We start from the raw sequence: 19,349 nt of genomic DNA, 5'->3' as shown, positions 1-19,349 counted from the left end.
GATGACCGACGGGACGGGCCCGCTCCCCCCGGGAGCGAGCCAGGACACCCCTGTCTTCGTCATCTCCATCGCCGCCGAGCTCTCCGGGCTGCACGCCCAGACGCTGCGCAGCTACGACCGGCTGGGGCTGGTGAGCCCCGGCCGGTCGCCCGGCGGCGGCAGGCGCTACTCGGCGCGGGACATCGCGCTGCTCCGCGAGGTGCAGCGGCTCTCCCAGGAGGAGGGCGTGAACCTCGCCGGGGTGAAGCGGATCATCGAGCTCGAGCAGCTGGTGGACGACCTGAAGGAACGGGTGGCCCAGCTGCACGAGGAGCTCGCCGCCGCCCACGCGGCGACCGAGCAGGCGATGATGCAGGGCGGCTACCGCCGCGGCGACCTGGTCCCGGTGGACCGGGGCGCCCAGGTCGTGGTCTGGCAGCCGCGCCAACCCCGGCGCAAACCCGAGAAGTGACCTCGAACGGCACCCGAGAGGGTGCCGTTCGCGCGTTCAGGCCTGCTGCGCGGCGGCGCCGTAGAGCGACACGAGCTGGTTGCCGAACAGCAGGGTGTCGATCGGCCCGAGCAGGAGCGTGACGAGCGCGCCGAGCCGCGGGTGCTTCTCGGTGAACGACAGCGCGTCCCCGGTCTCGTGGTCGAGGCTCAGCTCGCCATCCGCGAAGCGGTGCACCACCGCCGCGGCCCGCACCTGCACCGAGTCCAGAGCGGACAGCGCTGCCAGTGCGGCGGCGGGCTCGGTCCCGGTGATCACGACGACGTTCTCGGCCATGGACCGACGCTACCGCCGCGACACCGTGCCGCGCCCGACGGACCGTGCCGCCGGCCCGCGCCGTCGGATCTGCGCCGTCGGTCGTGCGCCGGACCTGCGCCGCGCCACCGGACCGTCACGCCGGACCCTGGCCGCCGGGTCGGGCCGCGGTGCGTCGCGCCTGCAGGCCGATCACCGCGGCACCGAGCAGGGGCACGGCGGCGAGCACCGACCATGCCACCACCGGCGGGGCGACTGCGGGATCCAGCAGCGCTCCCACCACCGTGCTGCCCACCAGCACCGCCACCCCGCCCGCCGAGGCGACCACCCCGAAGTAGGCGCCGAGCCGCCGCTCCCCGGCCAGCCGCGGGACGAGGTCCTGGGCGATCGGGACCGCCAGCATCTGGCCCGCGGTGAGCAGGACCACGAACGCGACGGACGGCCAGAGCGCCGCCGCGGGCAGCGCCGCCGCCACCACCGCGAACCCCAGCGCCATCAGACAGAAGCCGAGGACGAGCGCACGGACGCCGCGCGCATGGTCCGCTCCGCCTCCGCCGGACCGCCGCGCCCAGCGCGTCACCGGCAGCTGGCCCGCGATCACCAGTACCGAGGCGACCACGAAGAGCCAGCCCAGGGCCCCCGGCGACCCGACCCGGGAGAGCTCGGCGGGCAGCGCCAGGTAGAGCTGGTTGTAGCAGAGGAGGGAGGCCGAGTAGCCCGCCGCGAAGGCGAGGAACCGGCGGTTGGCCATCACCTCCCGCCAGCCCGCGAGGACCGGTTCCCCGGCGTGCGCGCCCGGCCGCCGCGGCAGCCAGACCAGGTGCCCGAGCAGGATCAGCACGAACACGCCTGCGGCGGTCAGGCACGCCAGCCGGAAGTCGACGAGCAGGAGCGCGGTGCCCACCAGCGGCCCGACGACCGTCCCGACCTGCCCGCTCACGGCGAACATGGCGAACACGTCCGCTCGCGTGATCTCCCCGTCCGCCTCCAGCCCGCCCGCCTCGCGGGCGATCGAGGACTCGACGGCGGGCGAGAACAGCGCGGCGGCGAAGCCGGTGAGCAGCGCCCCGGCGACCACCCCGGCCAGGGTGTCGGACAGGCCGAGCAGCACGAAGCCCAGCACGCGCAGCACACAGCCCGTCAGCACGACGGGCTTCGCGCCCCACCGGTCCGCCAGGGCGCCCCCGACCACGAACAGCCCCTGCTGGCTGAACGTCCGCAGCCCCAGCACGAGCCCGACCGTGCCGCCCGCGAGCGCGAGGTCGTCGATGAGGTGTACCGCGAGGTACGGCAGCACCATGTAGAAGCCGACGTTGAAGGCCAGCTGGGTGCCGACCAGCAGGCGCATGACGGGCGGCAGCCTGCCGAAGCCTGCCAGTGCGCCGAGGCGGCGCAGACCGGTCGGTGCGGCGGGATCGGGCATAATCGCCTAGTAGTAGCATCTGCATCTCACTTGTGACAGTGCCTGTGCTGTGGCATCCATGCAGGTCCACGCACATCATTGACAGTCCGTTCAGATGAACGCACGATCATCCGCGGCCCTGATCCCGATCCCCGAGAGGCCTGCGATGCGCACCCCGAAGCGGTTCCTGGCCGCCGTGGCCCTCGTCGGCCTGCTCGCAGGTTGCGGAGGCGGAGCGGCGCCCACGGGTGCCCCCGTGGCGGACGGTGAACTGCGGCTGGCCGCACAGTTCGCCCCCCGCTCCGGCTACGGGATGGACACCGACGACGCCTTCGTCGTCGCCCAGCTCGGCGCCACCGAGGCGCTGGTCAGGGCCGGGTCGGACGGCACGGCGCAGCCCGGCCTGGCGACCTCCTGGGAGCAGCGGGGCGCGACGTGGCGGTTCACCCTGCGTCCCGGCGTCACCTTCCACGACGGCACCCCGCTCACCCCCGCAGCCGTGGTGAACGCCCTCACCTGGGTCGCGGGGGTCTCCGCTCCGCCGCGGGCGATCCGTGGCATCGGGCTGCAGGCCGCCGAGGCGGGGTTGGACGCCGTCACCGTGACGACCACCACGCCGGACCCGATCCTCCCCCTGCGGCTGAGCAGCGTGAACACCGCGATCCTGGCGCCCTCGGCCTACACCGGCGGGCCGCCGTCGGTGATCGGCACCGGGACCGGGCCCATGCGCCTGGTCACCACCGACGGCACCCAGCAGGCGACCCTCGAGCGCCACGACGCCTACTGGGGCGGTCGGTCCCAGCTCGCGCGGGTCAGCGTGCGGTACGTCACCGATCCGGCGGCGCGCGCGCTGGCGCTGCGGGCCGGGGACGTGGACGTCGCCCAGGGGCTGCCGGAGTCCGCGCTCCTGGAGTTCAGCCCCGGCACGGGCTACGACGACCAGGCCGTGGCCGCGCCGCGCACCGTGTCGCTGATGCTGAACCAGAAGGGCGTGTTCGCCGACCTCCGGGTCCGGCAGGCCGTCGAGAAGGCGCTGGATCGGACCGCGCTCGCCGAGCAGGCGCTGGCCGGATCGGCGCTGCCTGCGCGCGAGCTCTTCGGGCCCGCGGTCGCGTGGGGGAGTCAGGAGCCGCCGCCCGCACCGGACGTCCCGGGTGCGAGGGCCCTGCTCGCGCAGGCCGGGTCCCCGCAGCTCACCGTGCGTCTGCAGACCTACCCGAACCGGCCCGAGCTGCCGACACTGGCGACGGCGGTGCAGGGGATGCTCCGCGAGGTCGGGATCGACGCACGGATCCAGATCGGCGAGTACGGCCCGCAGGAGCCCGCGCTGCTGGCGGGGGACTACGACATGTTCCTGCTGTCCCGCAACTACCTCACCGACGTCCCGGACGCCGGGTCCACCCTGGTCAGCGACTACTCCTGCGCGGGTTCGTACAACATCAACCAGTACTGCTCACCCGAGTTCGACGCGCTGCTGGGGCCGCTGGCGGCCACCGGCGACCCGGCAGGGCGGCAGGAGGTCTTCCGCGCCGCCGCCGCCAGGCTGACCGCCGACGTCGTCGGCGTGCCGCTGGTGCACTCGCAGGAGAACGCGGTGGCCAGAGGGGTCTCGGGCTTCGTCGTGGACCCGCTGTCCAAGCAGCTCGTCACTCCCGAGCTCACCCGCACGTCGTAGATGGGTGGTGTCCTGGCGCGCCGCTTGCTCGCCGCGCCGTGCGCGCTCGTCGTCGCCGCGCTGCTGATCTTCCTGCTGCCGCGGGTCGCCGGCGTCGACACCGTGCGGTCGGTGCTGCGCGGCCGGGTCGCGGAGGCCGAGCCCGATCCGGAGGTCGCCGCCCGGGTGAGCGCGGAGCTCGGCCTGGACCGCTCGTGGGTCGAGCAGTTCCTGCGCTGGCTGGGGCACGCCCTGACCGGTGACCTCGGGATCTCCTTCGCCACCCGGACCGCGGTCGCCCCCCGGGTCGGCGCCGCGCTCGAGGTCTCGGCGGTGCTGGCCGCGCTCACGCTGCTGGTCGCGGGGCTCGTGGGGATCCCGCTGGGGGTCCGGGCCGCGCGCCGCCCGGGTGGGCTCGCCGACCGCGCGGTCACCGGGTTCTCCGTGCTCGGCGTGGCGGTGCCGGAGTTCGTGCTGGCCCCGGTGCTGGTCCTGCTGCTCGCGATCGCCGTCCCCCTGCTCCCGGCGACGGGCTGGGGCGCCCCCGGGCAGGCCGTCCTGCCCGTGCTCACCCTCGCCGCCTTCCCCACCGCGCTGGCCGCGCAGCTCACCCGCGCCGAGACGCTCGACGCCCTCGGCCGACCGCATGTCGCCGTCGCCCTCGCCAAGGGGATAGGCGCCTCGCGGCTGGTCTGGCGGCACGGGGCGCGGCTCGCCCTGACCGGGGTGACGGCTCTGTCCGGGATGTTCTTCGCGGGGCTGCTCGGCGGGGCCGTGGTCGTCGAGGTGTCCTTCGGGATCCCCGGGCTCGGCAGGCTGCTCTACGACGCCGTGTCGGGCCAGGACCTGCCGATGCTGCAGGCCGGGCTGCTCGCCGTCGTCGCGGTGGCGGTGGTCGGCGGGATCGGCGCCGAGCTGCTGCAGCTCGCCCTCGATCCGGTTGCACGCAGCGAGGCGGAGTCGTGAGGCGTGCGCCCGTCCTGGTGGTGGTCCTGTTCGTGGTCGCCGCCCTCCTCCCACTCGACGCCCTGACAACGGACCTGGCCGACCGCTTCGCCGGGCCGTCCCTCGCCCATCCCCTCGGCACCGACAACCTGGGTCGGGACGTCCTCGCCCGGCTGGTGGTCGGCACCCGGCTCTCGGTCTGGTTCACCCTCGGGGCGACGCTGCTCTGCGCGGTGACCGGGACCCTGTTGGGGCTGCTCGCGGGCTACGCGGGCGGGGTCGCGGGCCAGGCCCTCCAGCGCGTGCTCGACGTGCTCGTGGCCATCCCCACGATCATCGTCGGCCTGGTCGTGGCGGCGGTGCGCGAGCCCGGCACGGGCACCCTGCTGATCGCGGTCCTGCTCACCGGCTGGACGCCCTTCGCGCGGCTGGCCTACCAGCTCACCCTGCGCGAACGTGCCCGCGAGTACGTCGAGGGGGCGGTCGCGCTGGGTGCCGGACCCGGGCGGATCACGCTGGTCCACATCCTGCCGAACGCGATCCGCCCGCTCGCCGCGCACGCCTGCCTGCGGTTCGCGAACGTGCTGCTCTCGCTGGCCGGGCTGTCGTTCCTGGGGCTCGGCGCGCCGCCGCCGACCCCCGAGTGGGGCGCGATGCTCGCGGAGGGGCGGCAGTACCTGTTCGCCGCGCCGCAGCTGGTGCTGGTGCCCGCGGTGGCCGTCGTCGGGACGGCGCTGCTGGTCACCCTGCTCGGGCGGCGACTGGAGCGGCGGTGGTCCGGCAGCTAGGGTGCTGTTGCAAAGTACTTGCGAGAGAGGGTCCGGATGGCGGTCACGAGCGCAGGCGGACGGCGGAGCGGCGAGGTCCGGCCGGAGTGGAAGGACACCCTCGGAGGGGTGGGTGTCGTTCCTCCGGTCGTCACGGACCTGCGGGCCGGGCTCGCGGCGGCGGGCGCCGCGCTCGTGGCCGACTACGCGACCGATCCCGAGCGGCTGGTCGACGCCGCCGCCACTGCGCTCGGCGGCGCGCTGCGAGAGCTGTTCGGCGTCCGGCCCCAAGGTGGCCCGGACGCTCCGCCGCTGGGTCTGCACTCGGACGGGGCGAACGTCGTCGTCGACGTGGCGGGACACGCCGTCCGGCTCCGGCACCCGGACGAGGACTGGCTGCTCATGCTGTGCGGGCGGGCCGCGGACGAGGGCGGCGACTCGGTGCTGGTCGACGGGTACGCGCTGGTCGAGGCGTTGCGCACGGCCGCGGAGCCGGAGCTGCGGGAGGTGCACGACTTCCTGGTCCGCACGGACGTCGACTTCTTCGGCTCGTGGACGACCCCCGCCCGAGGGGTCCCGACCACCCCGCTGGTCCGCCGGTTCGTCGAGCACACCCGCGGGGGCAGACGGATCGTGCGCGCGAGCGACTACGCGGCGCCCGTCCCGCGCTCGCCGGAGTGGGACCGCGAGCTGGCGCTGATCGAGCGGTACGCGGACGTCCTCGCCACCGCGATGGATCTCGCCCCGCGCTTCCGGCTGGACGCGGGCGACCTGTTCGCCCTGGACAACTACCGCTTCCTGCACGGTCGCGACGGCTACCGCGGCGAGCGCACCCTGCACGTCCTGACCGTGCGCACCACCGAGGCGGCGTAGCGAGGGCGATAGCGTTCCCCCGTGGAACTGCTGATCGTCGGGGTTCTCGGTCTGCTCGCGATCGCGGCGGCCTCCGCACTCTCGGACCGCTTCGGGGTGGCGACGCCGCTGGTGCTGGTGGTGCTCGGGCTCGGGGTGAGCCTCGTGCCCGGTGTCCCGGCGGTCGAGGTGGATCCGGAGTGGATCCTCGCGGGCATCCTGCCGCCGCTGCTGTTCTCCAGTGCGGTCGCGATGCCCACGATGGACTTCCGGCGCGAGCTCGGCGCGATCAGCGGGCTGTCGGTGCTGCTCGTCGTGCTGTCCACCGTGGTGATCGGGTTCGTGGTGCACGCCCTGGTCCCCGACCTCGGCCTGGCCGCCTCCCTCGCGCTCGGGGCGATCCTCAGCCCCACCGACGCCGTCGCCACGTCCATCGTGCGGAAGGTGGGCGTCGCGCCCCGGATCACCACCGTGCTGGAGGGCGAGAGTCTGCTCAACGACGCCACCGCGCTCGTCGTGCTGCGTGCGGCCATCGCCGCCACGGCCGCGTCGGTCTCGGTCGGCGGGGTGCTCGCCGACTTCGCGATCGCCGTGGTCGTCGCCGCGGTGGTGGGGCTCTCGGTCGGGCGGCTCGGGCTGCTGGTGCGCTCGCGGATCCGGCAGGCGCCGGTGAGCACGGTCGTCTCCTACGCGATCCCGTTCGCCGCCGCGATCCCGGCCGAGGAGCTGCACGGGTCCGGGCTGGTGGCGGCCGTCGTCGCGGGGCTGGTCACGGGTCAGGGGGCGATCCGGTACCTCTCCCCGCAGCACCGGCTGTCCGACCGGCAGAACTGGCGGACCGTGGAGGTGGTGCTCGAGGGCGCGATCTTCCTGCTCATGGGCCTCGAGCTGACGACGGTGGTGACCGCCCTGCGCGCCGACGGCGACTCCGCCCGGCTCGGGGTCGGTCTCGCGGCCCTCGCGCTGGTGCTCACCGTGGTGGTGCGCGCGGTGTTCACCGCCCCGCTGGTCGTGGTCCAGCGCCGCTTCGCCCGCCGCGGCGAGACGCTGCGGCCCGCTCTGGAGGGGGTGGACGAGAAGCTGGAGCTCGGCTCCACCGTCGAGTTCCGCGGTCGCAGCCGCGAGATCGACGACCCGGCGCGGGTCGCGCGGTTCCGCGGCAGGTTGCGCCGCAAGATCGCGGACATCGACCATCTGCTCGACGAGCCGATCGGCCCGCGGGAGGGTGCGGTGCTCGTCTGGGCCGGGATGCGCGGTGCGGTCACGCTCGCGGCCGCGCAGACGCTGCCCGAGGACACCCCGCTGCGCTCGCTGCTGGTCTTCGTCGCGTTCCTCGTCGCCGCCTCGTCGTTGCTGCTCCAGGGCGGGACGCTGGCGTGGTTCGTGCGTCGGGTCCGGCCGGCGCGCCCGGATCCCGAGGACCTCACGGCCGAGCGGGAGGAGCTCGTGTCCCGGATGCGCGCCGCGAGTCGCGAGGTCCTGGAGCGGCACTCCGCGAACCCCACCGTCGCGGCGTTCCTCGAACGCACCTCGGAGGAGGTGCAGCGGCCCGATCCGGCGGAGTTCAGGGTCCTGATGCTGGACATGATCGAGGCCCAGCGGGCCGCGCTCGTGGCGGCCCGCGCGGAGGGCACCTTCGCCTCCGCCGTGCTCACCGCCGCCCTGGAGAACCTGGACGCCGAGCAGATCAGCATCGAGCTCCGCGCGGGCTGACCCTCCGTGTCGTCACGGCCGCGTCGAGCGCATGCAGCGCCCCTAGCCGGCCCGACCGGGCTCAGCGGCGGAAAGCCCGCACGCCGAGGGCCAGCCAGCCCAGGGCGATCAGGATGACCCACACCCCGGTGACCATGACCCCGAACCCGCTGGCCAGCGCGCCGAGGTAGAGCAGCAGGCAGAGGGCCAGCGCCGCGTAGGTGACCGTCAGCGGACGGTCCGTGCGGACCGCCCGGCGCACCACCGGCCAGGTCTGGCGGGGCAGGTCGCGGGTGGTCCACCAGACCAGCGCCGCGGTCAGGACGAGGACGATCCCGGCGGAGACCCGCGCCCCCGTCGCCGAGGACAGCGAGGCGCCGAGGGTGAACAGGGTCGCCACGAACAGCCACATCCGCAGGCGCCAGGACAGCTGCCACAGCACCACGACGACGGTCCGCATCACCTCGGGCATCGTCGGGTCGAGCCGCCCGGCCGCGATCAACCCGGCGAGGGCCTGGGCGGGGCGGCGCGTGCGGGCGTCGAGCAGGGCGAGGTCGTGCCGGGCCGCCGCGTTCTCCGGGTCGATCCGCAGCGTGGCCTCGTACTCCTGCCGCGCCAGGTCCCGGTGGGCCCGGTCCCTGAGGTCGCTCGCGCAGTCCGCGAGCAGCAGGTGCGCGCTCGCCGAGTCCGGCTCCAGCTCGACGACCCGCCGCGCGACCCGCACCGCGTCCGCGGTCCGGCCCGCCCGCTGCAGCACCTTGGCGTAGCCGTGCGCGGCGGCGGGCTCCTCCGGCTCCAGCGTGACGGACGCGTACCCGGCCTCCACCGCCTCCGCGTGCCTGCCGAGCATCGACAGGTGCAGGGCGCGGAGCCGGTGCGGTCGTTCCAGCTGCGGGCCCGCGGCGCAGGCGGCCTCGGCGGCGGCCAGGCCCTCGTCGTACCGCTCGGCCAGCAACATCGTCGACGACAGCGTGCCCAGCAGCCGCGGGTCCCCCGGCTCCAGGGCGAGCGCCTCGCGCGCGGCCCGTTCGGCGTCCTCGACGCGACCGAGCTGCCCGAGCTGCTCGGCGCGCAGCGCGAGGTCGAAGGGCGAGGTCGGCGGAGTCACAGCCGCCGGTTCCGCTTCAGGTAGGCGGCGAGGTCGTCGTAGCTGCCGTCGTGGTCGGCGAACAGGGCCACGTTGCGGGCGGTGGCGAACCACGGCCCGGTGCTGGGCTGGATCTCCTTCAGCGCGGCGAGCAGGTCCTTCATCGTGAGCGGCCGGACCTGGCCGGAACGCATCGAGTCGGCGAGGGCCCGCTCGGCCGCGGTCTCGCAGAGGTGGGTCAGGTCGGCGCCGGAGAAGTGCTCGGTGGCCTTGACCAGCTTGCCCAGGTCGATCCCCTCGACGGGCCGCTTCTCCAGCAGCCGGCGCAGGATCGCGGCGCGCGCGGGCTCGTCCGGGGGGAGGACCAGCAGCATCCGGTCGAAGCGGCCGGGGCGGCGCAGCGCGGAGTCGATGTCCCACGGGTGGTTGGTGGCGCCGAGGACGTAGAGGCCGTCGTTCTCGCCGGACATCTCCGCCAGCAGCGTGTTGACCGTGTTCCGCAGCGACGAGCTGTGGGTGAGGTGGCTGCGCTTCTGGCCCAGCGCGTCCACCTCGTCGAAGAACAGCACGTGCGGGGTCTTCCGCCGGGCCGCGGCGAAGATCGCGGCCAGGTTCTTCTCGGAGCTGCCCGTCCACATGTCGAGGACGTCCGAGATCCCGATCTCGGTGAAGCTCGCGCCCAGCTCGCCCGCCACCGCGCGGGCGAGGAAGGTCTTGCCGCAGCCCGGCGGGCCGTAGAGCAGCAGCCCGCCGCCTGCGCTCTTGCCGAAGGCCCGGGCCATCTCCGGGTTGCGCATCGGGCCGAGGAAGGACAGCTCGAGGCGCTCCTTGACCTGCTCCATCCCGCCGACGTCCGCCAGCCGCACGTCCGGGCGCACCGCCCGGTCGACCTCCTCGGTCACCGGGTCCCCGCTGACGAACGCGGGCTCGGGCGAGATGTCCGCGACCTGCTGCTCGGCGTTCGCCCAGTCGAACCGCGCGGGGTCGCCGTCCGCGGGCTCGGGCAGCGAGCGCACGGGGAACGGCTCCGTCGGCGGGTTGACGACGGGCAGCGGCTTGGTGTCCGGGTTCTGCGGGCCCGCCATCGTGGCCGTGATCCGCTGCAGCAGGGCCAGCGCCGCGGGGTCCCCCGGCGCGTGGGACAGCGCGGTGCTGGTGTGCTGCAGCGCCTCCGGCGCCCGGCCACGCGCGAGCAGCAGCTCGGCGACGTGCAACCGGAGCGGGATGTCCGCGGGTGCCGCCTCGACGGCGGCGAGCAGGCTGGAGAGCAGCGGATCGGTCATCGGGTCCAGTATCTCCCCCCGCGGAAAATTCTTGCCCTTGAGTGGAACAGACTCAAGTTTCCTGCCGTTGGACAGAGCGATGGGGCTACCCTGGCGGGTGGCCCGGAGACCCGCACGATCCGAGGAGAACATCGGTGGACTCGTTCAACCCCACCACCAAGACCCAGCAGGCGATCTCGGCGGCCGTCCAGGCCGCTGCGCTCGCGGGGAACCCGGACGTCGGTCCCACTCACCTGCTCGGAGCCTTGCTGGCCCAGGGTGACGGGATCGCCGCGCCGCTGCTGTCCGCCGTCGGCGCGGACCCGACGCAGATCAGGGCCGAGCTGGGCCGGCTCGGCAGCCGGCTGCCCAGCGCGGCGGGCTCGACCGTCGCCGCCCCCCAACTCAACCGCGAAGGGCTCGCGGCCATCTCGGCCGCCCAGCAGCTCGCGACCGAGATGGGGGACGAGTACGTCTCGACCGAGCACCTGCTCGTCGGCCTGGCCGACAAGGGCGGGCCGGTGGCCCAGCTGCTCACGCGGCACGGGGCCACCCCCGAGGCGCTGCGCGAGGCCTTCGCCAAGGTCCGCGGCTCGTCCCGGGTGAGCAGCCCGGATCCCGAGAGCACCTACCAGGCCCTGGAGAAGTACGGCCAGGATCTCACCGCGCGGGCCCGCGAGGGCAAGCTGGACCCCGTCATCGGGCGGGACACCGAGATCCGGCGCGTGGTGCAGGTACTGTCGCGGCGCACCAAGAACAACCCGGTGCTGATCGGCGAGCCCGGCGTCGGCAAGACCGCGATCGTGGAGGGCCTGGCCCAGCGGATCGTGGCCGGGGACGTCCCGGAGTCGCTGCGCGGCAAGCGCGTCGTCGCCCTGGACCTGGGCTCGATGGTCGCGGGCGCGAAGTACCGCGGCGAGTTCGAGGAGCGGCTCAAGGCCGTCCTGAAGGAGATCACGGACTCGGCCGGTGAGGTCATCACCTTCATCGACGAGCTGCACACCATCGTCGGCGCGGGCGCGTCCGGCGAGGGCGCGATGGACGCCGGCAACATGATCAAGCCGATGCTCGCTCGCGGCGAGCTGCGCATGGTCGGTGCCACCACGCTGGACGAGTACCGCCAGCACATCGAGAAGGACCCCGCCCTGGAGCGGCGGTTCCAGCAGGTGCTGGTGGGCGAGCCGTCGGTGGAGGACACCGTCGGCATCCTGCGCGGGCTCAAGGAGCGCTACGAGGTGCACCACGGCGTCCGGATCATGGACGCCGCGCTCGTCGCCGCCGCCACGCTGTCGGACCGCTACATCACCGCGCGGTTCCTGCCGGACAAGGCGATCGACCTGGTCGACGAGGCCGCGTCCCGGCTCCGCATGGAGATCGACTCCCGCCCCGTCGAGATCGACACGGTCGAGCGCTCCGTGCGCAGGCTGGAGATCGAGGAGATGGCGCTGGAGAAGGAGTCCGACGCCGCGTCCGCGGACCGCCTCACCGCCCTGCGCGCCGAGCTGGCCGAGCAGCGCGAGGAGCTCTCCGCGCTGACCGCCCGCTGGCAGAACGAGAAGGGTGCGATCGAGAGCACCCGCGAGCTCAAGGAGCAGCTCGAGCAGCTGCGCGGGGAGTCGGAGCGCGCCGAGCGGGACGGTGACCTGGGTCGGGCCGCGGAGCTGCGCTACGGGCGCATCCCGCAGCTGGAGAAGGAGCTCGCCGAGAAGACCGCCGTCGTCGAGCAGCACGAGGACGTCATGCTCAAGGAGGAGGTCGGCCCGGACGACGTCGCGGACGTCGTCAGCGCGTGGACCGGCATCCCCGCGGGCCGCATGCTCGAGGGCGAGACCGCGAAGCTGCTGCGCATGGAGGAGGAGCTGGGCAAGCGCGTCGTCGGGCAGTCCGAGGCCGTGCGCGCCGTGTCGGACGCCGTCCGCCGCGCCCGCGCCGGGATCGCGGACGAGAACCGGCCCACCGGGTCGTTCCTCTTCCTCGGCCCCACCGGCGTCGGCAAGACCGAGCTGGCCAAGGCGCTCGCCGGGTTCCTGTTCGACGACGAGCGGGCGATGGTCCGCATCGACATGAGCGAGTACTCGGAGAAGCACTCCGTCGCCCGCCTCGTCGGTGCCCCTCCCGGCTACGTCGGCTACGACCAGGGCGGCCAGCTCACCGAGGCCGTGCGGCGCAGGCCGTACTCGGTCGTGCTGTTCGACGAGGTCGAGAAGGCCCACCCGGACGTCTTCGACACGCTCCTGCAGGTGCTGGACGACGGTCGCCTGACGGACGGCCAGGGCCGGACCGTCGACTTCCGGAACACGATCCTGGTGCTGACCTCCAACCTGGGCAGCCAGGCGATCGCGAACCCGGGGCTGGACGACCGGGAGCGCCGCGACGCGGTCATGTCGGTGGTGCGCGGGCACTTCAAGCCCGAGTTCCTCAACCGGCTGGACGACGTCGTGGTCTTCCACGCGCTGTCCACCGAGGAGCTCACGCACATCGTGGACATCCAGCTGGACGTCCTGCGGACGAGGCTGGCCAAGCGCCGCCTGGTCCTGGAGGTCTCCGACGGTGCCCGCGAGTGGCTGGCGATGAACGGCTTCGACCCGGTCTTCGGCGCCCGCCCGCTGCGCAGGCTGGTGCAGAGCAGCATCGGCGACCAGCTCGCCAAGGAGCTGCTGAGCGGCCGGGTCCGCGAGGGCGACACCGTCCGCGTGGACCTGGACCCGACGGCCGAGGGCGGCACCGGCGGCCTGATCGTCGGCAAGGGCATCCCCGCCGCCCTGTAACCCTCCCGCCGAGATGAACCCCGGTGTCCTTCGATCATGGTCGAGACGACACCGGGGTTCCTCTCGGCATCGGGGGCGTTCGCGATCGTGAACCGTTCCTGCGAAACCGGCCCCGGCTCGCCCCTGCCTCCTACGTTTCGGCGCATGGAGACCGACGGGCGGGCCTGGCTCGCCGACTACCGCCGCCGGCTGGACGACCTGCGCGGCAGGGCGGAGCGGGTGCAGGCCGAGATCAGCGCGCTGAGCGCCACCGCGACCAGCCCGGACGGCGCGGTGCGGGCCACGGTCGGGCACACCGGGGCGTTGCGCGACCTCGCCTTCGGTGCCGCCGCCGACCTCCTGCCCCGCGAGCGCCTCGCCGCACTGGTCGTGGCCACCACCGCGGACGCCGCCGCCGAGGTCGCCCGCCGGGCCGAGCAGGCCCTCGGCCCGTTGCTCGACCGATGACCGGGCCCGGCCGCGCGGACGGGGCGCCGTCGTGACCGCGCCCCTTCCCGAGGGCGGGTTCGGTGTGGACACCGACCTGCTCCTCTCCCACGCGGCCGACCGCGAGCGCGCCGCGACCGCGGTGGCGGCGTACTCCGCTCCCGATCCGGTCGCCGAGGACGCGTTCGGACTGGTCGGGCGGGTGTTCGCGGCGGGGGCGTCCGCCGCCGCGGCAGCGGGCGCCGAGGCCCTCGCCGGGGTCTCCGCCGAGTTCCGCCGCACCGCGGCGGCGCTGCGGGAGGCTGCCGCGGACTACCGCGCGGCGGACACCGCGGTCGTCACCGCCCTGGGCGCGGTGGGTCGGCGATGAGACGCGGGCCGTGGGGGCGGCGGTCCCGCAGGTGCCCCGGGGAAGTCGATGGCTGAGTCGATGGCCGAGTCGATGGCCGAGTCGATGGCTGAGTCGATGGCTGGGCCGGGGGTCCTCGAGGGTGCGGGGGTCTTCTCCAGCGCGTCGGACCTGGCCGGGGCAGTCCAGGGCGGCGATCCCGGGGCGATCCTGGTCACCGGGGCCGGTGTCGTCCTCGACGCCGTCGACTTCGTCGGCGATCCCCTGGGCGAGTGGGTGTCCGCCGGGTTCGGCTGGTTGATCGAGCACGTCGACTGGCTGCGGGAACCGCTCGACGCGCTCACGGGGGATCCGCAGGCGATCACCGCCGCCGCGGACGGCTGGCTCCGCACCGCGGTGCTGCTCGGGGCCGAGGCCGCCGACCTGGACGCCGCCCCATCCTGGTCCGGTGCGGCGGCGAGCGAGTACGCCGCCGCGCAGCACCGACTCCGCGCCGGGCTGCGGGACGCCGCGGCCACGTGCGAGGGGGTCGCCGCGCGGATCGCGCGCAGCGGCGTCGCCGTGGCCACGGTTCGGGCACTGGTCCGGGACGCGATCGCGGACTTCCTCAGCGCCGCGGCACGGTGGCTCATGGCCACCCTGGCGTCGTCCGGCCTGGGGCTGCCTGCGCTGATCGCCGGCGTGGTCACCGAGGCGGTCGCGCTGGCGGGCAGGCTCCTGCTGCACGTGGAGCGGCTGCTCGCGGACCTCGTGGTGGAGGCCCGGGAGCTGCTGACCCGGGCGTCGTCGGTCCGCGAGCTCGTCACCGCCGCGGGCTCCCGGGCCGCCGACGGGGTGCCGCACGGGCCGATGCGCGACGCGGCGGTGGAATGGGGCAAGGCGGACACCGCCGCCCGCACCCGCGACGTGCCGGGCTGAGCCCGCCGTTCGGCGCGCCGTCGGTCACGTTCGGTGTGTTGCCCGGTCGGGTGATCGTGGCGCTCCCGGCTCCCGGGCGTCGACGGCGCTAGGGTCACGGGGTGGGTATCCCGTCGTGGGTGTGGTTCCTGATCGCGGTGGTGGCGCTGGTCGCGGGCGTCGCCCTCATCCTCGCCGACCGCCGCGCGGGCGGTGCGGCCGAACCGGGTGCCCGGGACCGTCGCCGGTGGGCCGCCGTGCACGACTGGGAGTTCCACGAGACCGATCCCGTCCTGCCCAGCCGCTGGCGCTACGGGACCGTGCAGAACGGCGGGCCCGGCCTGGCCCGCGCGGTCGCCACCGGTCTCGTGCCCACCCCCGAGGGCGGACGCACCGGGTACGTGTTCGACCACGAGCAGCAGAGCCGGGTGAACGCGGTCGTCGTGGCGGTGGAGCTGCGCGAGCCGCTGCCCGCGGCCGTCGAGCTGCGCCTGCCGTCCGCCCCGCTGCCGGACTCGCACGGTGGCGCCGGGCTGGACCTGCTCGAACCGGTCGGCGAGCGCTACTCGTTCGTCTCCGACGCGGACGCCATCCGCCCGTTGCTCACCCAGCGCGTCGCGGACGCCTCGGACGCGGTCGGGGACGACATCGAGCTGGTCTGGGCGGAGGAGTCCTGGGTGCTCGCCGCGGCCCCGGTCGACACCACCCCCGAGCGTGCCCAGGACCTGCTCGCCGACCTCGCCCAGGTCGCGACGGCCCTCGAGTCCGCGCTGGACTCCTCCCGCCACCCCGCCTGACCCGCCCCGCGGCGGTGAGTCACCCGCCCCGGCCGCGCACGGCATAGGCTCGGCCGCGTGCCCACCGCCTTGATCACCGGAGCGACCTCAGGCATCGGTGCCGCCTTCGCCGACCGGCTCGCCGCCGACGGTCGTGACCTCGTGCTCGTCGCCCGCACCGTCGAGCGGCTGGAGGAGGCCGCGGCGCGGTACCGGGAGTCCGGGGTCTCGGTCGAGGTCCTGCCCGCCGACCTGACCGACCCCCAGCAGCTCGCCCGGGTGGCGCGGCGGCTGGCGGACCCGGACGTGGCTCCGGTGGACCTACTGGTCAACAACGCGGGCATGGGGCAGGCCGGCTCGTTCGTCACCAGCTCGATCGAGGACCTGCAGCGCCAGCACGACCTCAACGTGACCAGCGTGCTGCGGCTTACCCGTGCCGTCGTCCCGGGCATGGTGGACCGGGGCCGCGGGTCGGTGGTCAACGTGTCCAGCGTGGCCGGGTTCCTGCCCGGCAGCGGATCGACCTACACCGCCGACAAGGCGTGGGTCACGGCGTTCACCGAGGGCGTCGCCGCGTCGCTGACCGGCACCGGGGTCAAGGCCCTGGCGCTGTGTCCCGGGTTCGTGCGCACCGAGTTCCACGAGCGGGCGGGCATCGACGCCGGCTCGCGCACCGGCCCGCTCTGGCTCGACGCCGCGCGGGTCGTCGACGACTGTCTGGCCGACCTGGCGGGTGGCCGGGTCGTCTCCGTACCCAGCCTGCAGTACAAGGCGATCTCCTCGGTCGTGGGCATGCTGCCCCGCCGGATCGTGCGCAGGCTGGTCGCCACCTTCGACCGGGAGCGCTAGGACTACATGAGCACCGACACCGACACCGACCGGCTGCGCCTCGCCGAGCTCGTCCGCGAGCTGGGCGTGGTCCACGGCCGGGTCACCCTGTCCTCCGGCAAGGAGGCGGACTACTACGTCGACCTGCGCCGGGTCACCCTCCAGCACGAGGCCGCGCCGCTGATCGGGCGGCTGCTGCGCGCGCTCACCGCGGACTGGACGTACTCCTCGGTCGGCGGGCTCACGCTCGGCGCCGACCCGGTGGCGGACGCGATCCTGCACGCCGCCGCGGCCGAGCGGGCGGACCACCCCGCGGTGCTGCCGGTCGACGCGTTCGTGGTGCGCAAGGCGACCAAGGAACACGGGATGCAGCGGTTGATCGAGGGCCCGGACATCGCGGGCCGGTCCGTGCTGGTCGTGGAGGACACCTCCACCACCGGCGGCTCCGTGCTGCAGGCCGTCCGCGCGGTGCGCGAGGCCGGGGCGACGGTCGTCGGCGTGGTCACCGTCGTCGACCGGGACACCGGGGCCAAGGAGGCGATCGAGGCCGAGGGCGCGCCGTACCGCGCGCTCCTCGGCCTCGCCGACCTAGGTCTCTAGGGGGCACCCCCCAGCCACCCGCCCCATCCCGGCCGTCGACGCCGGGTCGGGCGGCGCGAGCCCTAGTCGACCTTGATCCGGACGACGTCGAAGGCCGGGGTCTGGTTGGCCCGCTCCATCATCGGGATGCGGTGCGAGCCGTCACCGGCCCAGACGGCGCACTGCGCCAGGCCCTTGTCCGGGAGCCCGGTGACCTTGACCTCGACGGTGTCCTCGCCCGCGCCACCCTTGTTGTCCTGGGTCGCGAGGAAGAAGGCCGGGGCCGGGGCGGGGTCCGGTGCGGCGTCGGTGGTGGTGAGCATCCGGCAGGCGGTGTGGAAGTGGCCGCGCTGGATGCCGTCCTTCAGCACCGAGCTCTCCAGGTAGTACCCGCCCGCGGCGGCTCCGAGGAACCGGTCGCGGATCAGGTTGCGGGTGCTCACCTTCATGGTGAACTCCTGGCCCGCCGAGACCGCCTGCGGCGCGTCGGTGATCAGCAGCGACGGGTTCTCGGCCGCCCCGCCGACCTCGCCGAACGCCGTCGAGACGCAGCGGTCGCCCTTCTGGAAGCCGTCGTGGGGCGGCAGGTCGGACTTCGAGCAGTCCTGGGCGAGCACGTCGAGGCCGTTGTTCGGCTTCGGCGCCTGCTCGGCGGCGGGCTTCTCGGCTGCCGACGCCGGGGCCTGGGCGGATGTGGGGGCGGCCGCCTTCTCCTCGTCGGCGGGGGCCTGCGCGGTGCTGGACGCGGGGGCCTGCTGCTTCTCCCCCTCGGCGCCGCCCGTCTGCTCAGGGGCGTCCGCCGCGGTGGTCGGGGCGGTGGTCGACGCGTCCTGCGTCCCGCTCTGGGACGACGCGTTCCGTACCTGGCCCTGCTGGCCCTCGCGGCCCAGCTGGGTCTGCGAGGAGGGGATCCGGTCGGAGGCGATCGCGTAGTCGCAGGCCGTCGGCACCAGCACGACGACGGTCGCGGCCGCGGTCGTCGCCAGCAGGCGCCGGATCCTTCGGAGGTCGGTCTGGGGAGCCATCAGCGGGTCATTCCTCGGGTCGGGGTGTGGGGGGAGCGGTCGGCGCGGGCGGTGGGGCCGTCGCCGAGCAGGTCGTCGAAGCGGAAGGAGCCGGAGTCCGCGCCGGACCGCACGCGGCGGCGTCGGCCGGTCTCGGAGACGGCGGCGTGGCCGCCGGAGTCGCTGACCGCGGTGGCGGTGCGGCCCGTGGCGCGGTGGGCGCCCGTGTCGCCGGAGGTCGGGACCCGGTACCGGCCGGAGTCCGTGGTCGTGCGGGGGCGCTGCTGGAAGGGCATCGCGCCGGAGTCGTCCCAGCGGAAGGCGCCGGAGTCGTCGGTCCGGAAGGCGCCGACCGTCTGCCCGACGGCGGAGCCCGGGGAGCCGACCGTCGGAGCGGCGGCGGAGCCAGCGGCCGACCGCGAGCTGCGTCGGCGGCGGTGCCCCCCGGTCTGCGACACCGCGGCGGCGCCACCGACCGGCAGTGAGGGCCGTCGCCTCCCGGGCTCCGGGATGGTGACGACCGGCGCGGCGTGCAGCGACGCGAGCTGGCTGCCGGTGGCGGGCGCGACGGCACCGCCCGGCTTCCTCCGCCCCCGCCGCAGCGTGACGACCAGGCCGACCGCCGCACCGATGCAGGCCAGGAACACGATGGCCGGGACGATCATGTCGGCGGGCGTGGTGGCGCCACTGAGCAGGCCGGGCGACGGCGCGTCGGGCAGGGCCGAGTAGTCGACGAGGCCGGTCGCCTCGAGCATCGCGATGTGCCCGGTCACGTACTGGAACGCGGTGTCGGCGAACTGCCGCACCTGCTCGTTGCGGGTGCTCACCCGGACCTGGGCGATCACCGGCAGCACGTTCCCGTGGGCCTCCCGGACGATCTGCACCGCCACCCGGTCGTAGTCCGACCCGGTGGTGTTGGTGATCTGGTTCATCCAGGCGATCTGCTGGTCGGTCGGGCGGCTGGGCAGCTGCACGCCGAGGCGGTCCGAGACGTCCCGGTCGATCTGGTCCAGCACCGCGTGCTGTTCGGCGAGGTGCTGCCCCGTCTCGCGGACCTGCTGGTTGGTCGCCTGCTGGGCCATCTGCTGACCGGTCGGCGCCTCCCACAGGCCCGCCTGGCGGACCTTGATCAGCAGGTCGCGGTCGGCGGGGCCGAGCGGACCCCACTGGGTCTGCTGCCAGCCGCCGGTGCCGGGGGCGCCCGCGGTCCAGGACTGCAGCACGGAGACCGTGAGTGCGCCCAGGACGGCGACGAGCAGTGCCCAGCGCACGGAGCGCGGGATGCGGTGGAACATCGGGTGGACCTTTCGGGGAGC

The 19,349-nt window shown here is 74.5% G+C and carries 19 protein-coding genes; 13 read left to right on the top strand and 6 right to left on the bottom strand.

Annotated features, from left to right (window positions below):
* The first annotated feature begins 1 nt into the window (after nt 1).
* Nucleotides 2–451, top strand: a complete 450-nt coding sequence (locus ABD993_RS07655) for a heat shock protein transcriptional repressor HspR (protein WP_345414150.1) — start codon at nt 2–4, stop codon at nt 449–451.
* Between the two features lie 36 nt (nt 452–487).
* Here ABD993_RS07655 and ABD993_RS07650 read toward each other — a convergent pair whose 3' ends face one another.
* Nucleotides 488–766 carry a hypothetical protein gene (locus ABD993_RS07650; RefSeq protein ID WP_345414148.1) on the bottom strand — a complete coding sequence of 93 codons (279 nt, stop codon included), beginning with the start codon at nt 764–766 and terminating at the stop codon, nt 488–490.
* Between the two features lie 115 nt (nt 767–881).
* The gene (locus ABD993_RS07645; RefSeq protein WP_345414146.1) at nt 882–2,168 is read right to left on the bottom strand and encodes an MDR family MFS transporter; all 1,287 of its coding nucleotides are present in this window, start codon (nt 2,166–2,168) and stop codon (nt 882–884) included.
* A gap of 94 nt (nt 2,169–2,262) precedes the next feature.
* Here ABD993_RS07645 and ABD993_RS07640 point away from each other — a divergent pair, with 94 nt between their 5' ends.
* The 5 genes from ABD993_RS07640 (at nt 2,263) to ABD993_RS07620 (ending at nt 8,078) form a co-directional block, all read left to right on the top strand.
* The gene (locus ABD993_RS07640) at nt 2,263–3,822 is read left to right on the top strand and encodes an ABC transporter substrate-binding protein (RefSeq protein WP_345414144.1); all 1,560 of its coding nucleotides are present in this window, start codon (nt 2,263–2,265) and stop codon (nt 3,820–3,822) included.
* Nucleotides 3,823–4,767, top strand: coding sequence for an ABC transporter permease (locus tag ABD993_RS07635; protein ID WP_345414142.1), 945 nt, complete (start codon nt 3,823–3,825; stop codon nt 4,765–4,767). It begins immediately after the preceding gene.
* Nucleotides 4,764–5,534 carry an ABC transporter permease gene (locus ABD993_RS07630; protein WP_345414140.1) on the top strand — a complete coding sequence of 257 codons (771 nt, stop codon included), beginning with the start codon at nt 4,764–4,766 and terminating at the stop codon, nt 5,532–5,534. The genes ABD993_RS07635 and ABD993_RS07630 overlap by 4 nt, the downstream gene beginning before the upstream one ends.
* Before the next feature lie 108 nt (nt 5,535–5,642).
* Entirely contained in the window at nt 5,643–6,386 is a 744-nt protein-coding gene (locus ABD993_RS07625; RefSeq protein WP_345414138.1) for a TauD/TfdA family dioxygenase, read from the top strand.
* Between the two features lie 21 nt (nt 6,387–6,407).
* Entirely contained in the window at nt 6,408–8,078 is a 1,671-nt protein-coding gene (locus ABD993_RS07620) for a cation:proton antiporter (protein WP_345414136.1), read from the top strand.
* A 61-nt stretch (nt 8,079–8,139) separates the two neighbouring features.
* On the opposite strand, the gene ABD993_RS07615 is transcribed toward ABD993_RS07620, so the two are convergent.
* Both ABD993_RS07615 and ABD993_RS07610 read right to left on the bottom strand, forming a co-directional pair.
* Nucleotides 8,140–9,165, bottom strand: coding sequence for a tetratricopeptide repeat protein (locus tag ABD993_RS07615; protein WP_345414134.1), 1,026 nt, complete (start codon nt 9,163–9,165; stop codon nt 8,140–8,142).
* Complete coding sequence (locus ABD993_RS07610) at nt 9,162–10,427, bottom strand: AAA family ATPase (protein ID WP_345414132.1); 1,266 nt, start codon at nt 10,425–10,427, stop codon at nt 9,162–9,164. Before ABD993_RS07610 ends, ABD993_RS07615 begins: the two co-directional genes overlap by 4 nt.
* Nucleotides 10,428–10,561: 134 nt before the next feature.
* Between ABD993_RS07610 and clpB the strand changes: the two genes are divergently transcribed.
* The 7 genes from clpB to pyrE all read left to right on the top strand — a co-directional run bounded on the left by clpB (nt 10,562) and on the right by pyrE (nt 17,050).
* Nucleotides 10,562–13,174: an ATP-dependent chaperone ClpB gene (clpB, locus tag ABD993_RS07605; protein ID WP_345414130.1), complete on the top strand. Its 2,613-nt coding sequence runs from the start codon at nt 10,562–10,564 to the stop codon at nt 13,172–13,174.
* Nucleotides 13,175–13,318: 144 nt separating this feature from the next.
* Nucleotides 13,319–13,621, top strand: coding sequence for a YbaB/EbfC family nucleoid-associated protein (locus tag ABD993_RS07600; protein ID WP_345414128.1), 303 nt, complete (start codon nt 13,319–13,321; stop codon nt 13,619–13,621).
* A 31-nt stretch (nt 13,622–13,652) separates the two neighbouring features.
* A complete protein-coding gene (locus tag ABD993_RS07595) occupies nt 13,653–13,970 on the top strand; it encodes a hypothetical protein (RefSeq protein WP_345414126.1) in 318 nt (105 codons plus the stop codon).
* A 48-nt stretch (nt 13,971–14,018) separates the two neighbouring features.
* Nucleotides 14,019–14,867 carry a hypothetical protein gene (locus tag ABD993_RS07590; protein WP_345414124.1) on the top strand — a complete coding sequence of 283 codons (849 nt, stop codon included), beginning with the start codon at nt 14,019–14,021 and terminating at the stop codon, nt 14,865–14,867.
* Nucleotides 14,868–14,968: 101 nt separating this feature from the next.
* Entirely contained in the window at nt 14,969–15,643 is a 675-nt protein-coding gene (locus ABD993_RS07585; RefSeq protein WP_345414122.1) for a type III secretion system chaperone family protein, read from the top strand.
* A gap of 57 nt (nt 15,644–15,700) precedes the next feature.
* Nucleotides 15,701–16,471 (top strand): SDR family NAD(P)-dependent oxidoreductase, encoded by a 771-nt coding sequence (locus tag ABD993_RS07580; protein ID WP_345414120.1) that lies wholly within the window; start codon nt 15,701–15,703, stop codon nt 16,469–16,471.
* Nucleotides 16,472–16,477: 6 nt separating this feature from the next.
* A complete protein-coding gene (gene pyrE, locus ABD993_RS07575; RefSeq protein WP_345414118.1) occupies nt 16,478–17,050 on the top strand; it encodes an orotate phosphoribosyltransferase in 573 nt (190 codons plus the stop codon).
* A gap of 62 nt (nt 17,051–17,112) precedes the next feature.
* On the opposite strand, the gene ABD993_RS07570 is transcribed toward pyrE, so the two are convergent.
* Together ABD993_RS07570 and ABD993_RS07565 are read right to left on the bottom strand one after the other, a co-directional pair.
* Nucleotides 17,113–18,054: a hypothetical protein gene (locus tag ABD993_RS07570; RefSeq protein ID WP_345414116.1), complete on the bottom strand. Its 942-nt coding sequence runs from the start codon at nt 18,052–18,054 to the stop codon at nt 17,113–17,115.
* Nucleotides 18,054–19,328 carry a DUF4142 domain-containing protein gene (locus tag ABD993_RS07565; protein ID WP_345414113.1) on the bottom strand — a complete coding sequence of 425 codons (1,275 nt, stop codon included), beginning with the start codon at nt 19,326–19,328 and terminating at the stop codon, nt 18,054–18,056. The genes ABD993_RS07570 and ABD993_RS07565 overlap by 1 nt, the downstream gene beginning before the upstream one ends.
* Nucleotides 19,329–19,349: the final 21 nt, after the last annotated feature.

Origin of the sequence: Pseudonocardia xishanensis, assembly GCF_039541715.1 — a bacterium.
GTDB classification, from domain to species: domain Bacteria; phylum Actinomycetota; class Actinomycetes; order Mycobacteriales; family Pseudonocardiaceae; genus Pseudonocardia; species Pseudonocardia xishanensis.
The sequence above is the reverse complement of the archived record's forward strand: the minus strand, read 5'-3'. Positions and strand labels throughout refer to the sequence as shown.

Coding starts and splice junctions, on each gene's coding strand:
- ABD993_RS07655 (WP_345414150.1), top strand. CDS start 2: ATGACCGACGGGACGGGCCCGCTCCCCCCGGGAGCGAGCCAGGACACC.
- ABD993_RS07650 (WP_345414148.1), bottom strand. CDS start 766: ATGGCCGAGAACGTCGTCGTGATCACCGGGACCGAGCCCGCCGCCGCA.
- ABD993_RS07645 (WP_345414146.1), bottom strand. CDS start 2,168: ATGCCCGATCCCGCCGCACCGACCGGTCTGCGCCGCCTCGGCGCACTG.
- ABD993_RS07640 (WP_345414144.1), top strand. CDS start 2,263: ATGAACGCACGATCATCCGCGGCCCTGATCCCGATCCCCGAGAGGCCT.
- ABD993_RS07635 (WP_345414142.1), top strand. CDS start 3,823: ATGGGTGGTGTCCTGGCGCGCCGCTTGCTCGCCGCGCCGTGCGCGCTC.
- ABD993_RS07610 (WP_345414132.1), bottom strand. CDS start 10,427: ATGACCGATCCGCTGCTCTCCAGCCTGCTCGCCGCCGTCGAGGCGGCA.
- ABD993_RS07600 (WP_345414128.1), top strand. CDS start 13,319: ATGGAGACCGACGGGCGGGCCTGGCTCGCCGACTACCGCCGCCGGCTG.
- ABD993_RS07590 (WP_345414124.1), top strand. CDS start 14,019: ATGGCTGAGTCGATGGCCGAGTCGATGGCCGAGTCGATGGCTGAGTCG.
- pyrE (WP_345414118.1), top strand. CDS start 16,478: ATGAGCACCGACACCGACACCGACCGGCTGCGCCTCGCCGAGCTCGTC.
- ABD993_RS07570 (WP_345414116.1), bottom strand. CDS start 18,054: ATGGCTCCCCAGACCGACCTCCGAAGGATCCGGCGCCTGCTGGCGACG.
- ABD993_RS07565 (WP_345414113.1), bottom strand. CDS start 19,328: ATGTTCCACCGCATCCCGCGCTCCGTGCGCTGGGCACTGCTCGTCGCC.